Here is a 19,778-nt window from a genome sequence, read left to right as displayed (position 1 = left end):
CAGAGGTTGGAATTCAGGCTTTTTAGTTCAGAGATCCATCAGCCAGCTGTGCTGCGGATCGTTATGGAACTGCCAGACTCGTTTCGGGCCGGCCATCACGTTCAGGTAGTACGACTCGTAGCCGTACGGCACGCTGACCGGGTGATAGCCCTTGGGCACAACCACGAGGTCGCTGTTTTCCACGGCCATGGCCTGATCGATGCTGCGATCGTCGGTGTACACCCGCTGGAACACGAAGCCCTGGGGCGGTTTGATCTGGTGGTAATAGGTTTCTTCGAGAAAACTCTGGTGCGGCAAATCGTCGGTGTCGTGCTTGTGCGGCGGGTAGCTCGACGAGTGACCCGATGGCGTGCGCACTTCCACCACCAGCAGCGAATGGGCCCGTTCGGTATCCGGCAGGATGTCGCAGACGTAACGGGTGTTCGCGCCCTTGCCGCGCACGCTGCGCTTCATGGTGTCGGGTTTGATCAGCCGTGGGCCAATGCCGTTGCTCGTCGAACCGGGCGCGGCGCACACGGCGATTTGCACATCGCTGAGCGCGACCACTTGCGCCTGACTGCCCGGCGGCAAGTACGCGGCGAAGGGTGATTTGTCTTCGAACACCGACTGACGATCGCCGATGTTGTCCCAGTCGAACGCGCCCTGCCCCGGTGCTTCACCCTTGATGCTGACCCGGCCGCTGAGCAGCACCAGGCACAGTTCTTTATCACCGGCCGACATCGGCAGGGTTTCACCCAGACTCAGGCGGTAAGCGGCGAAACCAACGTATTCCAGCTCACCTTTGCCCAGCTCGACCATGGTCCGGCCACGGGCGTTGCTTTTGACCAGCAGGCTCATAATGCAGTCCTCTCGTCGAGCAGCGTGCGCAAGGTGTCGTAGCCTTTTTTGGCGTAGACATAACTTGGCGCCACCGCGGGGTCCTGTTCGGCTTCGACCACCAGCCAGCCGTGGTAATCGGCCGCCAGCAGCACGTCGAGCAAGGCGCCGAAGTCGATGTCGCCATCGCCGGGCACGGTGAAGGTGCCGTTGATGATGCAGTCCGGGAAACTCCACAGATTGTTGCGTGCCAGTTGCACCACCGGTTTGCGTACGTCCTTGAAATGCACGTGACAGATGCGTTCGATGTGTTTGCGCAGCACCTGCAACGGTTCGCCGCCACCCATATAGCAATGGCCCGAATCGAACAGCAGGCCGACTTCACTACCGGTCAACGCCATCAATTTATCGATGTCTGCCGGGGATTCGACGTAGGCGCCCATGTGGTGGTGATACGCGAGGCGCACGCCTTGGGACAAGGTGAAGCGCGCCAGTTCGCTGAGCTTGTCGGCGTATTCCTGCCAGGCCTGTTCGGTATGAAAACGCGGGCGTTCAACCAGCGGAATGCGCTGGCCTTGAATGGAGTCGGCGACTTCACCGTACACCAACACCTTGGCGCCGTTCTTCGCCAACAGCTCGACATGGCTGCCGATGGCGTCGATTTCTTCGGCTACCGAGCGACGGGCCAGACGGCTGGAATACCAACCGGACACCAGCGCCAGGTCGTAAGGCCGCAGCACGTCGCCGACACCCTTGGCGTCTTTGGGGAACTTGCCGTTGAGTTCGAAACCTTCGTAGCCGATTTCCTTGCCTTCGCTCAGGGCGGTGCTCAGCGGCGTCTCGCCACCGAGGGACGGCAGGTCGTCGTTGCTCCAGGAGATCGGGTTGATGCCAATTCGAATAGCGGGCATGGCTGCACCTTTTATTGTTTTACCTAACCAGTAAGAGCGACACAAAACCCTGTGGGAGCGAGCTTGCTCCGGGCGGCGTTCCGACGATGGCGGTGTGTCAGGCGCCAATAATGTTGACTGTCAGTCAGCTATCGCGAGCAAGCTCGCTCCCACAGGTTCAGTGTTCACACATTGAAAATGTTCAGCTTCGGGCAGTACGCCAGGCATCGATCAGTTCAACGAACGTGCCCTGCACCTGACGGATCAGCGCCTCATCGTCGATTTCACCGGCCATCCACGCGCGGCTCGGCTCCTGGAAAATCGTTCGGCCGACTGCAAACCCGCGGCAAGTCTGGCTCTGGCTGGCCTGTTGAAACCCTTCGGCCAGTGCTGCTGCCGGTGCATTCAGGCCCAGCAACACCACGCCTCGGCAGTACGGATCACGCTCTTGAATCAGTTCGTCGAGTTGTTTCCACTCCTCGGCGCTCTGCGCTTCGATCTTCCACCACGCCGGCTAAATGCCCAGGTTGTAGACGCGTTTGAGGGCGCGGTACAGCACGTCCGGATGGGTCGAGGGATGATCCTTGGGCGGGATGATTTCCAGCAGCAGCTCATGACCGCTGACCTGGGATGCCTGGTACAAACCCTTGATCTGCGCTTCCTGTTCCAGACGCAGCAGCGGTTCGTCGTCGGGGTGAAATTGCACCAGGCACTTGATGATTTGTTCCTGCGGCCAGGCAATCAGGTTGCTGCCGATGGAGCGCCCATGTTCGAAAGCCAAAGGCCGCGAACCCTGCACTTCCACCGGACGCGCCACCCACCAGCCGCGACCGGTGGCGGCGTTCAGCGAGTCCTGGCCGAAGCGTTGATCGGCCAACAGCCCGACATCGGCCTCGATACCTTGCTCGCGCAAATCGGCTTCGACCCGCTCCACGGCTTTGATAAACAGTTGCTTGAGTTCGCCGATGGCGCTCAGGTCGCGACCGCCCTTGTGCGCCAGTTCCACCAGTTGCCCGCGATGGTCGAAAGCAAAAATGAACAGCTGCTTCCACTGTTTGCGCGGCACGCTGACCTGATGCAGACGCTGCAACACCGCGTCCTGATCCGGCCGGGTAATCGGCACCGGGCTGTTGAACAGATAGTCGAGTTCGGCACGGGTCGGCATTGCCGGTGCGCAGGCATGGCGCGACACCACCAGACCGCCGCAGGCATTGGCCAACTGGCAGCAGCGCTCGTCGCTCGCATCCTCCAGCCAACCGGCTAGGAAGCCCGACATGAAGGCATCGCCGGCGCCCAGCACATTCAACACTTCTACCCGAACGCCGGGGTAAATGGCGCCGTCTTCAAAACGTGCCGGGATCACCCCGTGAATCACCGTGCAGCCCTGCGGGCCGAGCTTGACCACCAACGTGGCATCGCTCAGGCGGCGAACATTGCGCAGCGCGGTGAGCAAATCCTCGGAGCCACCGGCAATCAGGAATTCTTCTTCCGTGCCGACGATCAGGTCGAAACGCGGGAGGATTTTCTGCACATGCTGGCTGACGTTCTGGTCGGCGACGAAACGGGTTTCGCCGTCGGCCTTGCCGGCGAGACCCCAGAGCACCGGGCGATAGTCGATGTCCAGCACCCGTTTGACGTTGTGCTTCTCGGCGTAATCCAGCGCCTGGATGCTCGCCTTGTAGACGCCGTCGGTGGAGAAATGGGTGCCGGTGATCAGCAAGGCTTTGCTGGAGGCGATGAAGGCTTCGCTGATGTCTTCGGCCCGCAGTGCCATGTCGGCACAGTTTTCACGGTAGAAGACCAAAGGAAAGGTTTCGCGATCCTTGAGGCCCAGCAAGACCATGGCGGTGAGGCGTTCCGGATCGACCTTGATGCCAGTGACGTCGCAACCTTCGCGGGTCAGGGATTCTACGAGGAAGCGGCCCATGTGGTCGTCCCCTACCCGGCTCAGCATCGCCGATTTCAGGCCCAGCCGAGCCGTGCCGAAAGCGATGTTGGCGGACGACCCGCCGAGGTATTTGGCGAAGCTTGAAACATCTTCCAACCGCGCTCCGACTTGCTGCGCATAGAGGTCGACGCCTAGGCGCCCCAGGCAAATCAGATCCAATTGACGCCCACTGGCAAAACGAGTCTGGCCCATGCTGGCTCCTGTTATTTTTATCAGCCTGCGTTCGGGGCGATGGCCGCGCCGAACACTCTTGGTGGATGCAGACTAAAACGTCCGGGACCGAACAATCAATAATTATTCCAAATAATTTTTACGTGGAATATTTTTTCCAATAAGCTTTGGTACAAGTGTTCCAGAGGCAGTGCATCGTTTCAGCACACCTCGTACTGACCGCAAGCTCAAGATTTTATTCCGGCCTACCCTGTAGACTGCGCACAGCCAACCTATTGTCAGGGGATGACGGCATCCGTCCTCCCTATAAGAACAAGCCAGAAGGATTCCTTATGACCCGCACCGATCAGCCGGCGACGACCGAGAGCACGCCCGACAGCGATCTCGCCAGCCCCCCGATCAACGCCGAGCGTCTGCTGCAGCTGATCACCAACGAATATGAAAGCCTGCCGCGGCAGCTCAAACGCATCGCCAGTTACATGAGCCAGCAGAGCGACCGGATCATGGTCGACCGCATCAGCGACATCGCCCGCGAGTGCGAAGTGCACCCGTCGGCGATCGTGCGGTTTTCCCAGCGTTTCGGGTTCAGCGGCTTCAGCGAAATGCAGGCGCTGTTCCGCGAGGCCTATACCCACAAGACCACGCCGGTTCAGAACTACCAGCAGCGCATTCGCAGCATGATCGCCAACAAGTCGCAGAAGGCCAGCGGCGGCGACCTGGCGCGCGAGTGCATCAATGCGACCCTGTCGGGCATCGAACGGCTGGGGCTGGAACTCGATGACCAGGCCTTCGACAAGGCCGTCGACCTGGTGGTGAATGCCGACAACATCTACGTGGTCGGGGTGCGTCGTTCGTTCGCGGTGGCCGATTACCTGGTCTACAACCTGCAACACACCAACAAACGCATCCACCTGGTCTCGGGGCTCGGCGGCAGCTACCGCGAGCAGATGCGCAGCGTGCGCGCCAATGACCTGGTGATCGCCATCAGCTTCACGCCCTACGGCAAGGAAACCCAACACTGCCTGCGCATCGCCCAGCACAACCAGGCGAAAACCCTGATCATCACCGACAGCAACCTCTCGCCCCTGGCCAAGCGCGCCAACACCGTGCTGCTGGTCAACGAAGGCAGTTCGTTTGCCTTCCGTTCGCTGAGTGCCACACTGTGCTTGTGCCAGGCGCTGTTTATTGCCGTGGCCTATCGGCTGGAATTGAAGGTCGATGAGATTCACGAACAGGTCGGCTTCGAGGATTAGCAGCACGCCGTTTCCAGCTCGCTGAACCTCAGCTAAGGTTGTCCAACATGGACATCTGAAGGAGCGGTTCAATGAAGCTGATCGGCATGCTGGATTCACCCTACGTGCGGCGCGTCGCCATCTCCGCCAAACGCCTTGGCATCCCACTGGAACACCAGTCGGTTTCGGTGTTTCGGCATTTCGAGCAATTCCAGCAGATCAACCCGGTGGTCAAGGCGCCCACCCTGGTGCTCGACGACGGTGAAGTGTTGATCGACTCCACGCTGATCATCGATTATCTGGAAGCCTTGGCCGGTCCTGGCAACAGCCTGATGCCCGACGATCTCGATCAACGCCTGCGCTCATTGCGCCTGATCGGCCTGGGGCTGGCGGCGTGCGAAAAGTCCGTGCAGCTCTACTACGAACGCAACCTGCGGCCAGCGGAAATTCAGTTTGAACCCTGGGTGGAGCGGGTTGAAGGGCAATTGGCGGCCGCCTATTCGGCGCTGGAGCGGGAGCTGGAAATGCAGCCGCTGAAGACTGATGGGACGATTGCTCAAGACGGGATTACGTTGGCGGTGGCGTGGAGTTTCACCAATCTGGTGGTGCCGGATCAGGTGGATGTGAATCGGTTTCCACAGATCAGTGCGTTTACGGCGTATGCCGAAGGGCTTGAGGATTTTGTCAGTACACCGATCGAATGATGGTTTAAAGATCAAAAGATCGCAGGCTGCGCCAGCGCCTACAGGGATCCGCATACATCCGTAGGAGCTGGCGCAGCCTGCGATCTTTTGACCTTGTTTCGCCCCAAAACCGCAAAACGCCGCTTCTACCCAAAGTAGAAGCGGCGGAGGCATGAGCCCCAGTGGTATCAGGTGAACAGAGCGATCAGGATGATGATCGGGATGGGTATGCCAAGAAAGAGCAGCAGTAGTGAGCGCATGAGAGTTCTCCTGGGTTAACGAACAAGTACTGAAGTGGTGGATACATAAGCGTCGGTTTCGAGGTACTCGACCGCATCCCGACGACGACCACCGAAAGTTGCAGCAAGGCTGGCGAAAAACGCGCCAATCAGCAGCGCGATGAACATCCACAGCGAAGTCCAGGCAGCGACTTTGGCGGCGGTGTCGGCCGCTTGTTTGGCGGCGAGCTTGGCGTCGGCCACGGCTTTTTGAGTGCGGGCATACACTTCATCAACGCGACGTTCAGCGTCCGCTTGAGTGAGGTTGGTCCGTTGGGCGACCAATTGCGCCAGGTAGGTGCGATCTTCAGCAGCCAGCTGACCGTCGTTGCTCAGGCTGCGCACGAAGATGCGGGTCACGGTGCCATGAACGGCGTCATCACTGACCGCAGTCGGGCGATCATCGCGGAACAGGCTGTCGACAAAGTAACCGTACGGGTCACTGCTGGTAGTGCTTGCCGCGGTACCCGCCGCCAGCGTCGCGGCACTCGCGGCGCCACCGACTACACTCGCCCCGGCCTGCACGCCACCGCCGACAATGCTGCTGACCGAGCCGACCACCAGCGTCGCCGTCACCAGCGTCGCCACGCACCAGGCGAGAAAACCATGGGCGGTGTCACGGAAGTAAACCTCATCACCGTGCATGTAAGCCCACTTCACCCGCAGACGACCGGCGATGTAACCGCCAAGCCCGGAAGCCACGATTTGCGTAGCGGCCAGCCAGACAATCGTTGAAATGCCGAGGCCCTTGGCGCTCACCCCTTCATTGGCCCACGGCGACACCGCCGAAAAACCCAGGCCAAAGCCGAGCAGCACGAGAATCAACGACAACGCCGCCGCCGCAGCGGCCCCCGCGAAGATCGCCCCCCAGGACACGCCAGAGAGCGTGCTCGTTTCTTCGAAGGCAGGATAGAAACCATCAGAGGATCTATTCATTGTTATATCGCTCCAGGCAGGAAAGATGGTGTTACAACTCTTCAACGGAGGAAATGCAGTCACCGTGCCAGTCGCCAACTTTAAGTAAATTGCTGGTTTTCAATCACTTATAAAGTTTGAACTTCCAATGGCCATGCAAATTGCAAGGAACTGTCTGTTGCGGCGGGTTTTATGCATTGTTGACCGAGAGCGGGGTTTTCAATGGAAAAATCAAAAGATCGCAGCCTTCGGCAGCTCCTACATCTAGAACGCGATCGAATGTAGGAGCTGCCGAAGGCTGCGATCTTTTCGATTCACATGAAATTTTATTTAGAAAGCCTGCCATCATTTCTTGGCAAAATGCCGCTCAACGTTGAGTACTCCTAATCAGGCCCGCCCTATGACCCGCATCTTGACCATCGAAGACGACGCCGTGACCGCCCGGGAAATCGTCGCCGAATTGAGCAGCCATGGCCTCGACGTGGATTGGGTCGACAACGGCCGCGAAGGTCTTGCGCGCGCGGTCAGCGGCAACTACGACCTGATCACCCTCGACCGCATGCTGCCCGAGCTCGATGGTCTGGCGATTGTCACCACGCTGCGGACCATGGGCGTGGCCACGCCGATTCTGATGATCAGCGCCCTCTCCGACGTCGATGAGCGTGTGCGCGGCTTGCGCGCGGGCGGTGACGATTACCTGACCAAACCGTTCGCCACCGATGAAATGGCCGCCCGGGTCGAAGTCCTGCTGCGCCGCCAGAACACCGTGACCGCCCAGGCCACCACGTTGCGGGTGGCGGATCTGGAGTTGAACCTGATCAGCCATGAAGCCAGCCGCGACGGTCAACTGCTGACGCTGCTGCCGACCGAGTACAAGTTGCTGGAATTCCTGATGCGCAACACCGGGCAGATTCTGTCGCGGATGATGATGTTCGAAGAGGTCTGGGGTTACCACTTCGACCCCGGCACCAACCTGATCGACGTGCACATCGGCCGGCTGCGCAAAAAGATCGACCCGCCAGGCAATGTCCCACTGATTCGAACCGTGCGAGGCTCGGGTTATGTCATTGCCGAACCCCTCTAACGGCTGGCGCTCTTCCAGCAGCCGTTTGCTGGCGCTCTACAGTTCGCTGTTCGTGCTCTGGAGCGGGATTCTCATGGGGGTCATGTACTACGAGGTTTCCGCCTACCTGGACAACCTGGCCAAACACTCGCTGATGCAACGTCAGCATTTGTTTTCGCACTTTCAGGGCGAACAATTGGCCGACGCCCTCGCCGTCAGCATGACCTTCGACATTCGCGGCATCGACGCTTATGGCCTGTTCGATACTCAGCACCGCTACCTCAGCGGTGCGCTGCGCCACATGCCCGAAGGCCTGCCGCTGGATGGCAAGATTCACATGCTCAGCGACTGCGCCGATTCCGACGACCCGACCCTGCCCGCCGACAGCTGCGACGCGGTGGCGACCCAGACCAAGGACGGCCGCTGGCTGATCCTGGTGCGGGACAACGGTTCGTTGTTCGCCGTCACTCGAATCATCCTCCACGCGTTGTTCTGGGGCGTGACCTTGACGGTCCTTCCGGGCATCGCCGGTTGGCACCTGTTGCGCCGCCGGCCTCTGCGGCGAATACGCGGGATTCAGGCCAGCGCCGAGGCCATCGTCGCCGGCGACCTGACCCGCCGTCTGCCATTGTCCAATCGCCGCGATGAGCTGGACATGCTCGCTGCCATCGTCAACGCCATGCTCGAACGTATTGAACGCTTGATGAACGAGGTCAAGGGCGTCTGCGACAACATTGCCCACGACCTGCGCACGCCGCTGACGCGCCTGCGGGCGCAGCTGTACCGGATTCAGCAACAGGCTGATGAGGGTTCGACGCTGGCGGTGCAACTGGACTCAGTGCTCGGTGAAGCGGACACCTTGATGGCGCGCTTTCGAGGGTTGCTGCGGATTTCCGAGCTGGAAGATCGTCAGCGCCGCTCGGGTTTTGTACAGATGGATCCGGTGCCGTTGTTGCAAGAGCTGCACGACTTCTATCTGCCATTGGCGGAAGAAGGCGAACTGGTTTTTCAACTGCAACTGCCGGAGTCGTTGCCTTCGCTGAACGGTGATCGAGCGTTGTTGTTTGAGGCGGTGGCGAATTTGCTGAGCAACTCGATCAAATTTACGCCGCCGGGTGGCGAGGTGATTTTGCGGGGGGTCAATGAGAGTGGGCGTACGCGGATCGAAGTGCTTGATTCGGGGTCCGGGATTCCGGAGGCAGAGCGGGAGGCAGTGTTCCAGCGCTTTTATCGTGCCGATAGTGGTAATCAGAAAAGCGGGTTCGGGCTGGGGCTGTCGATCGTTGCGGCGATTGTGAGCTTGCATGGGTTTGCGCTTGAAGTCGGTACTAGTGAACTCGGCGGTGCGCGGTTAGTGCTGGATTGCCAGCAAAGCCTGATTCCCCAGACCTGACACTAACTCAAGAACAAAGTAGATCCTTGTGGGAGCGAGCTTGCTCGCGATAGCGGTTTTTCAGTTGACAAGGATGTTGCCTGGCCCGCCGCCATCGCGAGCAAGCTCGCTCCCACAGGGGATTGGTGGTGTTTTCAGTAGCCTACCACCCCCTCTTCATGCATCTGCCGCAACAACACCGCCCCAGTGTCCATAAACTCCGGCGACCCAGCCATCCCCGCCTCCACCGCCAATCCTTCCAGCTGCTCACGCCCGTCGAGTTGAGGAAATTCCTCAATCCGCTGCAACAACCGCCAGGCCAACGTGCTCAGCGCAGAAAACTTCAAACTCCAGTCCTCAGCCCGACGCACCAGCAGCAACGCTGGCTGAGCCGGCGCTGTCTCCGGTTGATAATCCGGCCCCACCAACTGCACCGGCCAGGCATACGCCAACGGCCAGGCCAGCGGCGAAACCTGCAACGGTCGGTCCAGCAACAACCCGGCATCGCTCAGCGGCAACGGTTCGGCCTCGGACTGCTGCAACGCCATCTCGATCCACTCGTAATGCGCCAGCTCCACCATGAACGGCGGCGATGCCCCTTCGGCCAACGCTTGCGGTTCCGAGGCCAGGAACTCGACAAACTCCTTGGCGATCTCGCCGAATTTCGGCGTGTGCGCGCGGTAGTCGCGCAGGAAAATCCGTACCAGTGAACGCCAGTGTTCATCACCGAGAATCTTGATCAGCACCGGAAAAGTCCCGCTGAGCAACGACGACAGGTTCGCGAAAATCAGGTCGCGGTAAACCTGCGCCCGTGTCACGTCCATCCCGGCCGGTGGCGCGCAATGATCGGGATCGCGCAGGTAAAGGCCCAGGGTGTTTTGCTGCTCAAACAGGCTCGGCTTATCCACGGTTCACCCCCTCGGTTTGCAGGCGGCGAATGGTCTGCAATTCGGCCACCAGTTCGGAAAATGCCGGAAAGTTGAAATCCCGTTCCAGCAGCGTCGGCTGCGCGCCGAAGCGAGCGTAAGCCTCAGCCAGCAACGACCAGACCACCGGTTTGACCGAAGCGCCGTGGGTGTCGATTTTCAAGGTGTCGGACTCATCGCAGTGTCCAGCCACGTGCATGGCCACCACCCGGCCCGAATCGATGCCCGCCAGAAAGGTCTGCGGCTCGAAACCGTGATTGATCGAGTTGACGTAAACGTTGTTGACGTCCAGCAGCAGGTCGCAATCGGCTTCGCGCAGCACCGCGTTGGTGAAGGTCAGCTCGTCCATATCCTGTTGTGGCGCGGCATAGTAGGAGACGTTTTCCACCGCCAGGCGCCGACCGAGAATGTCCTGTGCCTGGCGAATTCGCGCGGCGACGTGATGCACCGCTTCTTCGGTAAAGGGCAGCGGCAGCAGGTCGTAAAGGTGACCGTCATCGCTGCAGTAGCTCAAATGTTCGCTGTACAGCGGCACGTTGTAGTGATCGAGGAAAACCCGGACTTCCTGCAGAAACCCGACGTCCAGCGGTGCCGGGCCGCCCAATGACAGTGACAAGCCATGACAGGACAACGGATAACGCTCGGCCAGGGCACGCAGCGCATGAACATGAGCGCCACCGATGCCGATCCAGTTTTCCGGCGCGACTTCCAGAAAATCGAAATCGCCCACACGGGCTGCCTGAAGGTCCTTCATTAAACCGCGACGCAAACCGAGCCCGACGGTCGCCTTCGCTGATGTGATGGGGGTCTGCATGATGTCGATCTCAATGATTATCAGGACGGAATCACAGTTAACCGAAAGGGTGTATCGGGTTTGTGTTCCGCTCCAGCAGAAAATCGCAGCAGTTGTATCGCAAGCGGGTCTGTACACACTGTGGTACAGACCCGCCGTTGCGCGTTAAGCCAGGTCGTACTTCTCGCGCACCAGATGGCCAATGCCGATGCGATCCAGCACGGTGCCAAATGGCCTACGCAGTTAATCGCAGGTTTGTATCTCGCCTGTGTTCGGCAGTAGCCCTGAGTTAGCAGGCACTGTATCGGGAGGCCGGTTAGATACAGTGGGGTACATGCGTCCCTGTGGGAGCTGGCTTGCCCGCGATGAGGCCGACAGACCCAACATATTTGTCGCCTGACACACCGCCATCGCGGGCAAGCCCGCTCCCACAGGGGCCAGTGTCAGTCAGGGAAATGAGCTTTCGTCGCTCAAAGAAGCGCTGCACGGCCCCCGAACTAAACTAAATGCACGCAGGGCGTGGTTATCGTCCTGTTCATTCCCACGACCACCGTCCAGAGGTGAACGCCTCGAAAAACAAGGCCTCTGGACTGTGATCCTGCTGAAGGAGCACACGTGATGGACGAGGCCAGACTCAATGATTTCATGGGCAAATTGGTGAACGACATGGGCGGCGCGGCGATGCTCGCCAACGTCATCCTCGGCGAAGAGCTCGGACTGTACCGGGCCATGGCCGACAGTCAGCCAGTCACCCCGGAAGCCCTCGCTGACAAAACCGGCTGCAACCCCCGCCTGCTGCGCGAATGGCTCAGCGCCCACGCCGCTTCCGGTTACATGGAACACCGCGACGGCCAGTTCCGCCTGCCCGAAGAGCAGGCCCTGGCACTGGCGATCGAAGACTCACCGGTCTATATCGCGGGGGGCGTCGGGGTGGTTGCATCGTTTTTCCATGACAAGGACAAACTGGTCAACGCCATGCGCGGCGACGGTGCCCTCGCCTGGGGCGATCACCATCCGTGCATGTTCAGCGGCACGGAGCGGTTCTTCCGGCCAGGTTATAAAGCGCACTTGGTCGCCGAATGGCTACCGGCGCTCGAAGGCGTGGTCGCCAAACTGGAGGCTGGCGCCAAAGTGGCGGATATCGGCTGCGGCCACGGCGCATCCACCGTGATCATGGCCCAGTCGTTTCCGGATTCGCGGTTCGTCGGTTTCGACTACCACGCGCCCTCCGTCACCGTCGCCACCCAGCGCGCTGAAGCCGGTGGCGTGTCTGGACGTGCGCGGTTCTTCCAGGGCACGGCAAAAAGCTTCCCCGGCGACGACTATGACCTGGTCTGCTACTTCGACTGCCTGCACGACATGGGCGACCCGGTGGGCGCGGCGCGGCACGCTTATGACGCACTGAAACCGGACGGCACGGTGCTGCTGGTAGAACCGTTCGCCAATGACTCGCTCGACGACAACGTCACCCCGGTTGGCCGCTTGTTCTACGCCGCTTCGACCTTCATCTGCACCCCGAACTCGCTGTCCCAGGAAGTCGGCCTCGGGCTCGGCGCCCAGGCTGGCGAGGCGCGGCTGCGCAAGGTCTTCACCGAGGCGGGGTTCAAGACGTTCCGGCGGGCTACGGAAACACCGTTCAACCTGATTTTGGAGGCGCGTAAGTAAACACCACTGACGGCTGACGGCTGACGGCTGACGGTCTACTGTAGGAGCTGCCGCAGGCTGCGATCTTTTGATCTTCAGCGATTTGAGCATCGTCAAATCAAGATCAAAAGATCGCAGCCTGCGGCAGCTCCTACAGCCCCCCCGGAGTGTTGAACATGCTCGACAACCTCATCCGCGAACAACTCGACCACCTTCAGCAGTTAATGGCCGAGCAGCCGTTTGTGGTCCTGACCGGCGCCGGCATCAGCACTCCGTCGGGCATTCCGGACTACCGCGACAACCAGGGCGTGCGGCGTGGCCGGCAACCGATGATGTATCAGGAGTTTCTCTCCGCCCCCGAATCCCAGCGTCGCTATTGGGCGCGGGCGATGCTCGGTTGGCCGCGGGTGCGCCAGGCCCAGCCGAACGTGGCCCACGAGGCCTTGGCCAGTTTGCAAAGTTCGCAGCAGATCAGCGGGTTGATCACTCAAAACGTCGACACCCTGCACGACCAGGCCGGCAGCCATGACGTCATCGAACTTCACGGCAGCCTGCACCGGGTGTTGTGCCTGGACTGCGGAAAACGCAGCGAACGGGATTCGATCCAGCAATTGATGGAAGCGCAGAATCCATACCTGGCCGGGGTGGACGCGGTGCAGGCACCGGATGGCGATACCCTGCTCGACGCGGCTTTTGAAGCGAGGTTTCAGGTGCCGCATTGCCCGCATTGCGCGGGTGAGCGGATGAAGCCAGATGTGGTGTTTTTTGGCGAGAACGTGGCGCAGGCGACGGCGGCCAAAGCAATGGCGGCGGTCGAAAAGGCGGCGGGGTTGCTGGTGGTCGGGTCTTCGTTGATGGCGTATTCGGCGTTTCGGTTATGCCGGGCGGTGGCGGATCAGGGGAAACCGTTGATTGCGATTAATCTGGGGAAGACTCGGGCGGATGACATCCTTGATCTGAAAATAGAAGCCTCGTGTGAGCGGCTTTTGCCCTTACTGGCTCAACACCTCTCATCCTGATCAACCCAAAACCCTGTGGGAGCGGGCTTGCCCGCGATGAGGCCTGCATATCCAACATATTCGTCGACTGACACACCGCCATCGCGGGCAAGCCCGCTCCCACAGGGTATTGTGTTTCATCGCGCAGAAAGGCGCTGGCCGAGGTTTTCTTCTTTGAGGATGTCGAACAACGCCTGAGCCGCTGCCGACAGCTCAATCCCTGGCTTGGTCAACACCCCGATCGCCCGCTCCACCACCGGATCGCGCAAGGTAATGCACCGCGCACCCAGTTCCAGCATCTGCCCGACACACAACGCCGGCACCGCGCTAACCCCCAACCCGCTGGCCACCATCCGCCCCACCGTCGCCAATTGATGGCTCTCAAACTCCACCGGCAATTTCATCCCGCGCGCCTGCAAGTGTTCTTCGAGCATCACCCGCACCGTGGACGGTCGCTGCAAGGTGATGAACGGTTCCTTGAGCAAGGTCTGCCAATCGATGTCATCCCGTTCGGCAAAAGGAGAATCCTTCGGCACAACGGCCACAAACCGATCCATGTACAACGGCGTGAATGCCAGTGATGAACTCTGAGTCGGTTCAAACGCCACCCCCAGCTCAACCTGCCGATCACGCACCATCTCCAGCACCTGCTCGTTGATCACGTCGTTCACCGTGACGTTGACCTTGGGATAGCGCGCGCGGAAGGTTTTCAGGATCGGCGGCAGCAGGTTGCCGGCAAATGAGGGCATCGCCGCCAGCGTCACGCGACCGCGCTGGAGGGTAAAGCGTTGGCGCAGCTCATCCTCGGCATTGTCCCAGTCGGCAATCAGACGACGCGCCAGTGGCACCAGCGACTCGCCTTCCGCGGTCAGCGCGACATTGCGTGTATTGCGGGTGAACAGGCGCCCGCCCAGCCCCTCCTCCAGCGCCTTGATGGTCAGGCTCAAGGCCGATTGCGACAGGTGCAACCGCTCGCAGGCCACGGCAAAACTCAAACTCTGGGCCACGGCCAAAAATGCCCTGATCTGCTTGACTGTCATGTTCGAATTGCTCCAGTAATGAGCGCAGGCGCTCCATTCGCGAGCAGGCTCGCTCCCACAGGATTGATTGGTGAGTTTTATCTATCAATCAACCTTAAAAATCAACTTAACAAATGAATACTGCGGCGAGACACTCCATCCCATACGGCTAGCCAGCCGCCCACAAAGAATAAAAGAGGTGCATATGGCAGGTTTCGACAAGCGCGTGAGTTCCTACGAGGAAGCTCTGGCAGGTCTTGAAGACGGCATGACCGTGATCGCCGGCGGCTTCGGCCTGTGCGGGATCCCGGAAAACCTGATCGCCGAGATCAAGCGCAAAGGCACTCGCGACCTCACCGTGGTTTCCAACAACTGCGGCGTCGACGGTTTCGGCCTCGGCGTGCTGCTGGAAGACCGGCAGATCCGCAAGGTGGTGGCGTCCTACGTCGGCGAGAACAAAATGTTCGAGGAGCAACTGCTCAGCGGCGCCATCGAAGTAGTCCTGACCCCCCAAGGCACCCTCGCCGAAAAAATGCGCGCAGGCGGCGCCGGCATCCCGGCGTTCTTCACCGCCACCGGCGTCGGCACTCCCGTTGCCGACGGCAAGGAAGTCCGCGAATTCCATGGCCGCCAGTACCTGATGGAAGAATCCATCACCGGTGACTTCGCCATCGTCAAAGGCTGGAAAGCCGACCATTTCGGCAACGTCATCTACCGCCACACCGCCCAGAACTTCAACCCGCTGGCCGCCACTGCCGGCAAGATCACCGTGGTCGAAGTCGAAGAAATCGTCGAGCCCGGCGAGCTGGACCCGGCGCAGATCCACACCCCTGGCATCTACGTCGACCGGGTCATTTGCGGCACGTTCGAGAAGCGCATCGAACAGCGCACCGTGCGTAAGTGATCCCCTGCCCCCGGACCGAATGAAGGAATAACAACAATGGCACTTTCCCGCGAACAAATGGCTCAACGCGTCGCCCGCGAAATGCAGGACGGCTTTTACGTGAACCTGGGCATCGGCATTCCGACCCTGGTCGCCAACTACATTCCCGAAGGCATGGAAGTCATGCTGCAGTCGGAAAACGGCCTGCTGGGCATGGGCCCGTTTCCTACTGAAGAAACCATCGATGCCGACATGATCAACGCCGGCAAACAAACGGTGACCGCGCGTATCGGCGCGTCGATCTTTTCCTCGGCCGAGTCCTTCGCGATGATCCGCGGTGGTCATGTCGACCTGACTGTGCTGGGCGCCTTTGAAGTAGACGTGCAAGGCAACATCGCCTCGTGGATGATTCCCGGCAAACTGGTCAAGGGCATGGGCGGCGCCATGGACTTGGTGGCCGGCGCAGACAATATCATCGTCATCATGACCCACGCGTCCAAGGACGGTGAGTCCAAGCTGTTGTCCAAATGCAGCCTGCCGTTGACCGGCGCCGGGTGCATCAAGCGCGTGCTGACTGACCTGGCTTACCTTGAAATCGAAAACGGCGCGTTCATTCTCAAAGAACGTGCACCGGGCGTCAGCGTCGAGGAGATTGTCGCCAAGACCGCCGGTAAACTGATCGTGCCGGATCACGTTCCGGAAATGCAGTTCGCTGCCCAGTGAGGAATCATTCCATGCAAGAAGTCGTCATTGTCGCCGCCACCCGCACCGCCATCGGCAGTTTCCAGGGTGCCCTGGCCAACGTGTCCGCGGTTGATCTCGGTGCCGCGGTGATCCGTCAGTTGCTGGCGCAAACCGGTCTGGACGTAGCTGAAGTCGATGAAGTGATCATGGGCCAGGTGTTGACCGCCGGCGCCGGGCAAAACCCTGCGCGCCAGTCCGCCATCAAGGCTGGCCTGCCATTTACCGTGCCTGCGATGACCCTGAACAAGGTTTGCGGCTCGGGCCTGAAAGCGCTGCACCTGGCCACTCAGGCGATTCGTTGCGGCGATGCCGACGTGATCATTGCCGGCGGCCAGGAAAACATGAGCCTGTCCAATTACGTCATGCCCGGCGCCCGCACCGGCCTGCGCATGGGTCACGCGCAAATCGTCGACACCATGATCAGCGACGGCCTGTGGGATGCGTTCAACGATTACCACATGGGCATCACCGCAGAGAACCTGGCCGAGAAGTACAGCCTGACTCGCGAGCAACAAGACGCCTTCGCCGCGGCCTCGCAGCAAAAAGCCACGGCCGCCATCGAAGCCGGGCGTTTTGCCGATGAGATCACGCCGATCCTGATTCCTCAGCGCAAGGGCGATCCGGTCGCCTTCCAGGTTGACGAACAACCTCGAGCAGGCACCACCGCTGAAGCACTGGGCAAACTGAAACCGGCCTTCAAGAAGGACGGTTCGGTGACCGCTGGTAACGCCTCCTCCCTGAACGACGGTGCCGCCGCCGTGATCCTGATGAGCGCGGAAAAGGCCAAGGCCCTCGGCCTGCCCGTGCTGGCGAAAATCGCGGCTTACGCCAATGCGGGCGTCGACCCGGCGATCATGGGCATCGGCCCGGTCAGCGCGACTCGTCGTTGCCTGGACAAGGCCGGCTGGTCCATCGATCAACTGGACCTGATCGAAGCCAACGAAGCCTTTGCCGCACAATCCCTGGCCGTGGCCAAGGATCTGGAATGGGACCTGAACAAGGTCAACGTCAACGGCGGCGCTATCGCCCTGGGCCACCCGATCGGTGCGTCGGGTTGCCGAGTACTGGTGACTCTGCTGCATGAAATGATCAAGCGTGACGCCAAGAAAGGCCTCGCCACCCTGTGCATCGGTGGTGGTCAGGGCGTGGCACTGGCGATCGAACGGACGTAAAGCGTTCAACAGACGGCGCGGGGACCCACGAATATCCGTTCGCCGTCTGGCAAAACACCCGGTGCGACTTACGTCGCACCGGGTTATATCAGTCAGTTACGTAATTTCTCCCGCAATGCACCTTTGTAGCAGCTTGGTGGACGAGGCTTCAGGCAAATTTCACCAGATTCACCACCGGCAGCGGACCGCCTGGAAACTGCACCAGCCGCGCCCCGACGCTCAATTCCCCCAGATCAATCCCGAAGAAGCCCAGCTGTTCGATCAGCGCCGCCACTTGAGCTTTCGCATCGGCATCATCACCCGAGAGAAACAGCACCCGTCGCCCACCGTCCGCCGCCGGATCGCTTTCCAGAAAACGCGCCTGAAGGTGATTGAACGCCTTCACCACCCGCGCACCGGGCACCCATTCGGCAAACACTTCGCTGGACATTCGCCCCTGCAAATCCACGGCCTTGAACGACGGCGCCTCAATTGAGTTGTTGGCGTCGATGACAATCCGCCCGCCAAAATCCGGCAGACCGGCGAGCGCGGTCGGCAACTTCGACCAGTTGACCGCAACCAACACGATAGCTTGTGCGGCGGCCTCCTCGCGGGTTCCTGCACGCGCCGTTGGCCCGAGTTCTGCCACCAGCGAGGCCAGGCTTTGCGGCCCACGGCTGTTGGCGATCACCACTTCAATGCCTTGACGCGACAGTGCTCTTGGCCATGCTCGAACGCAACATCGGCGTGCGACTGTTCCAGCGCTCGACCCGCAAGCTGTCCCTGACCGAAGCCGGGGAACGCTTTCTGACGAGTATCGGCGGCAATCTGGAAGCGTTACAGACAGCAATCAGCGCGGTGAGCAGCGACCAAGGCGAGCCGGCGGGCGTGCTCAAGGTCAGTCTGGCGCCGACGTTTGGCATCGGTCATATCTTGCCGCTGCTGCCAGCGTTCCTGACGCGCTACCCGCTGATTCGCCCGGAATGGCACTTCGAAAACCGCCCTGTGGATTTGATTGCGGAGGGATATGACGCGGCCATTGGCGGCGGTTTCAAGTTGACACCCGGGGTAGTGTCGCAGACGTTGGCGGCGGCGCATGTCGTGGCGGTCGCCTCCCCCGCCTACCTCGCAGGACGCAGCCTGCCCGACAGTCCGGCAGACCTGTCCGGACACACCGGCATTGTGATGCGCGGCACCCGCACCGGGCGGATTCGCCAATGGCTGATGCATGATGGCGCGGGCAACGAAGCACCGGCCAATCTGAACGAACACATTGTGCTCAATGACCCGGCCGCCATGCGCGAAGCGGCGATACTCGGCTTGGGCGTGACACTGCTGGTGTTGCCGGATGTGCTGGCGAATATCCAGCGTGGCGAACTGGTGCGCCTGCTGCCCGATTGGCATGCCGACGCGGGGCCGATTTCGCTGTATTACCCGAGCCGGACGTTGATGCCGGCCAAGACTCGGGTGTTTACCGACTTTATCGTTGAGGCGTTTGAACGGGGCTGCGATCTTTTAAGGATTTCACACCAAAAACTGCAAGATCAACCAGCTATTCGCCCCGCTGATCACCCCAAACAACCCCCACGCCAGCACCCGCGTCGGCCACCGATTCACCAACGGCCCCATGAGCCTGTGATCGTTGGTCATGCGAATCAGTGGATACAACGCAAACGGCAATTGCAGACTCAACACCACCTGACTCAACACCAGCAGCTTGCCGATCGCATTGTCGCCCATCAGCCAGACGCCAATGAACGCCGGGATCAGCGCCAGCCCGCGCGTGAGCAATCGCCGTTGCCAGCAAGGAATCCGCAGGTTCAGGAAGCCCTCCATGATCACTTGCCCGGCGATGGTCCCGGTGAAGGTCGAGCTCTGACCCGAAGCCAGCAACGCGACGCCAAACAACACACTGGCCAGCGCCCCGCCCACCAACGGGTCGAGCAGGTGATAAGCGTCCTGGATGTCCACAACGTCGGTATGCCCAGTCTTGTGGAACGCCGCCGCGGCGAGGATCAGGATGGCCGCGTTGACCAGCAACGCCAGCGCCAGGGAGCCGATGGTGTCGATGCGCGCCAGTTTCACCGCGTCCTGCTTGCTGGCCATGTCCTTGCCGATCATCCGGGTCTGCACGATGGAGGTGTGCAGGTACAAGTTATGCGGCATCACCGTGGCCCCGAGAATACCGATGGCCAGGTACAGCGGCGCGGCATCACCGATGGCGGACAGTGACGGAGTGAAACCCCGGGCGA

General features: G+C 60.5%; 17 protein-coding genes and 2 pseudogenes. 10 read left to right on the top strand and 9 right to left on the bottom strand.

Features of this window, described 5'->3' with window-relative positions; all coding sequences use genetic code 11:
• Positions 1-27: 27 nt before the first annotated feature.
• The 3 genes and pseudogenes from iolB to WLY71_RS18555 all read right to left on the bottom strand — a co-directional run bounded on the left by iolB (position 28) and on the right by WLY71_RS18555 (position 3,846).
• Complete coding sequence (gene iolB, locus WLY71_RS18565; protein WP_347804695.1) at positions 28-837, bottom strand: 5-deoxy-glucuronate isomerase; 810 nt, start codon at positions 835-837, stop codon at positions 28-30.
• Positions 834-1,727 carry a myo-inosose-2 dehydratase gene (gene iolE, locus WLY71_RS18560; protein ID WP_347804694.1) on the bottom strand — a complete coding sequence of 298 codons (894 nt, stop codon included), beginning with the start codon at positions 1,725-1,727 and terminating at the stop codon, positions 834-836. Before iolE ends, iolB begins: the two co-directional genes overlap by 4 nt.
• A 181-nt stretch (positions 1,728-1,908) precedes the next feature.
• Positions 1,909-3,846, bottom strand: a pseudogene (locus WLY71_RS18555) (bifunctional 5-dehydro-2-deoxygluconokinase/5-dehydro-2-deoxyphosphogluconate aldolase).
• A 311-nt stretch (positions 3,847-4,157) separates the two neighbouring features.
• On the opposite strand from WLY71_RS18555, the gene WLY71_RS18550 reads away from it, so the two are divergent.
• A complete protein-coding gene (locus WLY71_RS18550) occupies positions 4,158-5,078 on the top strand; it encodes a MurR/RpiR family transcriptional regulator (protein WP_074875619.1) in 921 nt (306 codons plus the stop codon).
• 71 nt (positions 5,079-5,149) lie between these two features.
• Complete coding sequence (locus WLY71_RS18545; protein ID WP_347804693.1) at positions 5,150-5,761, top strand: glutathione S-transferase; 612 nt, start codon at positions 5,150-5,152, stop codon at positions 5,759-5,761.
• Positions 5,762-6,015: 254 nt separating this feature from the next.
• Here the strand turns inward: WLY71_RS18545 and WLY71_RS18540 are convergent, their stop codons facing one another.
• A complete protein-coding gene (locus tag WLY71_RS18540) occupies positions 6,016-6,954 on the bottom strand; it encodes a hypothetical protein (protein ID WP_347804692.1) in 939 nt (312 codons plus the stop codon).
• A 379-nt stretch (positions 6,955-7,333) separates the two neighbouring features.
• Here WLY71_RS18540 and WLY71_RS18535 point away from each other — a divergent pair, with 379 nt between their 5' ends.
• Together WLY71_RS18535 and WLY71_RS18530 are read left to right on the top strand one after the other, a co-directional pair.
• Positions 7,334-8,017, top strand: coding sequence for a response regulator transcription factor (locus WLY71_RS18535; protein ID WP_347804691.1), 684 nt, complete (start codon positions 7,334-7,336; stop codon positions 8,015-8,017).
• Positions 7,995-9,389, top strand: a complete 1,395-nt coding sequence (locus WLY71_RS18530; protein WP_347804690.1) for a sensor histidine kinase — start codon at positions 7,995-7,997, stop codon at positions 9,387-9,389. Before WLY71_RS18535 ends, WLY71_RS18530 begins: the two co-directional genes overlap by 23 nt.
• 134 nt (positions 9,390-9,523) lie before the next feature.
• Here WLY71_RS18530 and WLY71_RS18525 read toward each other — a convergent pair whose 3' ends face one another.
• A complete protein-coding gene (locus WLY71_RS18525; protein WP_347804689.1) occupies positions 9,524-10,276 on the bottom strand; it encodes an HvfC family RiPP maturation protein in 753 nt (250 codons plus the stop codon).
• A complete protein-coding gene (locus tag WLY71_RS18520) occupies positions 10,269-11,108 on the bottom strand; it encodes an HvfB family MNIO-type RiPP peptide maturase (RefSeq protein ID WP_347804688.1) in 840 nt (279 codons plus the stop codon). The genes WLY71_RS18525 and WLY71_RS18520 overlap by 8 nt, the downstream gene beginning before the upstream one ends.
• Positions 11,109-11,705: 597 nt before the next feature.
• Between WLY71_RS18520 and WLY71_RS18515 the strand changes: the two genes are divergently transcribed.
• Both WLY71_RS18515 and WLY71_RS18510 read left to right on the top strand, forming a co-directional pair.
• A complete protein-coding gene (locus tag WLY71_RS18515; RefSeq protein ID WP_347804687.1) occupies positions 11,706-12,752 on the top strand; it encodes a class I SAM-dependent methyltransferase in 1,047 nt (348 codons plus the stop codon).
• 155 nt (positions 12,753-12,907) lie between these two features.
• Positions 12,908-13,750 (top strand): NAD-dependent protein deacetylase, encoded by an 843-nt coding sequence (locus WLY71_RS18510; protein WP_347804686.1) that lies wholly within the window; start codon positions 12,908-12,910, stop codon positions 13,748-13,750.
• Between the two features lie 116 nt (positions 13,751-13,866).
• Here the strand turns inward: WLY71_RS18510 and WLY71_RS18505 are convergent, their stop codons facing one another.
• Positions 13,867-14,769: a LysR family transcriptional regulator gene (locus WLY71_RS18505; RefSeq protein ID WP_347804685.1), complete on the bottom strand. Its 903-nt coding sequence runs from the start codon at positions 14,767-14,769 to the stop codon at positions 13,867-13,869.
• 184 nt (positions 14,770-14,953) lie between these two features.
• Here WLY71_RS18505 and WLY71_RS18500 point away from each other — a divergent pair, with 184 nt between their 5' ends.
• From WLY71_RS18500 to WLY71_RS18490, 3 genes are read left to right on the top strand one after another with little or no spacing between them, the layout of a single operon-like run.
• Positions 14,954-15,652: a CoA transferase subunit A gene (locus tag WLY71_RS18500; protein WP_223433480.1), complete on the top strand. Its 699-nt coding sequence runs from the start codon at positions 14,954-14,956 to the stop codon at positions 15,650-15,652.
• Positions 15,653-15,688: 36 nt separating this feature from the next.
• Positions 15,689-16,354, top strand: a complete 666-nt coding sequence (locus tag WLY71_RS18495; protein WP_010455523.1) for a CoA transferase subunit B — start codon at positions 15,689-15,691, stop codon at positions 16,352-16,354.
• A gap of 11 nt (positions 16,355-16,365) precedes the next feature.
• Positions 16,366-17,547, top strand: coding sequence for an acetyl-CoA C-acetyltransferase (locus WLY71_RS18490; RefSeq protein ID WP_347804684.1), 1,182 nt, complete (start codon positions 16,366-16,368; stop codon positions 17,545-17,547).
• A 148-nt stretch (positions 17,548-17,695) separates the two neighbouring features.
• Here the strand turns inward: WLY71_RS18490 and WLY71_RS18485 are convergent, their stop codons facing one another.
• Positions 17,696-18,241 carry an NADPH-dependent F420 reductase gene (locus tag WLY71_RS18485; RefSeq protein ID WP_347804704.1) on the bottom strand — a complete coding sequence of 182 codons (546 nt, stop codon included), beginning with the start codon at positions 18,239-18,241 and terminating at the stop codon, positions 17,696-17,698.
• 5 nt (positions 18,242-18,246) lie between these two features.
• On the opposite strand from WLY71_RS18485, the pseudogene WLY71_RS18480 reads away from it, so the two are divergent.
• A pseudogene (locus WLY71_RS18480) lies at positions 18,247-19,029 on the top strand (LysR family transcriptional regulator); the annotation flags it as partial.
• Positions 19,030-19,050: 21 nt separating this feature from the next.
• Here the strand turns inward: WLY71_RS18480 and WLY71_RS18475 are convergent.
• Positions 19,051-19,778: divalent metal cation transporter (locus WLY71_RS18475; RefSeq protein ID WP_347804683.1), on the bottom strand; the 728-nt coding region annotated here is incomplete at its 5' end.

The organism is Pseudomonas rossensis (assembly GCF_039888995.1).
GTDB lineage: Bacteria > Pseudomonadota > Gammaproteobacteria > Pseudomonadales > Pseudomonadaceae > Aquipseudomonas > Aquipseudomonas rossensis.
The sequence above is the reverse complement of the archived record's forward strand: the minus strand, read 5'-3'. Positions and strand labels throughout refer to the sequence as shown.

Coding starts and splice junctions, on each gene's coding strand:
- iolB (WP_347804695.1), bottom strand. CDS start 837: ATGAGCCTGCTGGTCAAAAGCAACGCCCGTGGCCGGACCATGGTCGAG.
- iolE (WP_347804694.1), bottom strand. CDS start 1,727: ATGCCCGCTATTCGAATTGGCATCAACCCGATCTCCTGGAGCAACGAC.
- WLY71_RS18550 (WP_074875619.1), top strand. CDS start 4,158: ATGACCCGCACCGATCAGCCGGCGACGACCGAGAGCACGCCCGACAGC.
- WLY71_RS18545 (WP_347804693.1), top strand. CDS start 5,150: ATGAAGCTGATCGGCATGCTGGATTCACCCTACGTGCGGCGCGTCGCC.
- WLY71_RS18540 (WP_347804692.1), bottom strand. CDS start 6,954: ATGAATAGATCCTCTGATGGTTTCTATCCTGCCTTCGAAGAAACGAGC.
- WLY71_RS18535 (WP_347804691.1), top strand. CDS start 7,334: ATGACCCGCATCTTGACCATCGAAGACGACGCCGTGACCGCCCGGGAA.
- WLY71_RS18530 (WP_347804690.1), top strand. CDS start 7,995: ATGTCATTGCCGAACCCCTCTAACGGCTGGCGCTCTTCCAGCAGCCGT.
- WLY71_RS18520 (WP_347804688.1), bottom strand. CDS start 11,108: ATGCAGACCCCCATCACATCAGCGAAGGCGACCGTCGGGCTCGGTTTG.
- WLY71_RS18515 (WP_347804687.1), top strand. CDS start 11,706: ATGGACGAGGCCAGACTCAATGATTTCATGGGCAAATTGGTGAACGAC.
- WLY71_RS18510 (WP_347804686.1), top strand. CDS start 12,908: ATGCTCGACAACCTCATCCGCGAACAACTCGACCACCTTCAGCAGTTA.
- WLY71_RS18505 (WP_347804685.1), bottom strand. CDS start 14,769: ATGACAGTCAAGCAGATCAGGGCATTTTTGGCCGTGGCCCAGAGTTTG.
- WLY71_RS18500 (WP_223433480.1), top strand. CDS start 14,954: ATGGCAGGTTTCGACAAGCGCGTGAGTTCCTACGAGGAAGCTCTGGCA.
- WLY71_RS18495 (WP_010455523.1), top strand. CDS start 15,689: ATGGCACTTTCCCGCGAACAAATGGCTCAACGCGTCGCCCGCGAAATG.
- WLY71_RS18490 (WP_347804684.1), top strand. CDS start 16,366: ATGCAAGAAGTCGTCATTGTCGCCGCCACCCGCACCGCCATCGGCAGT.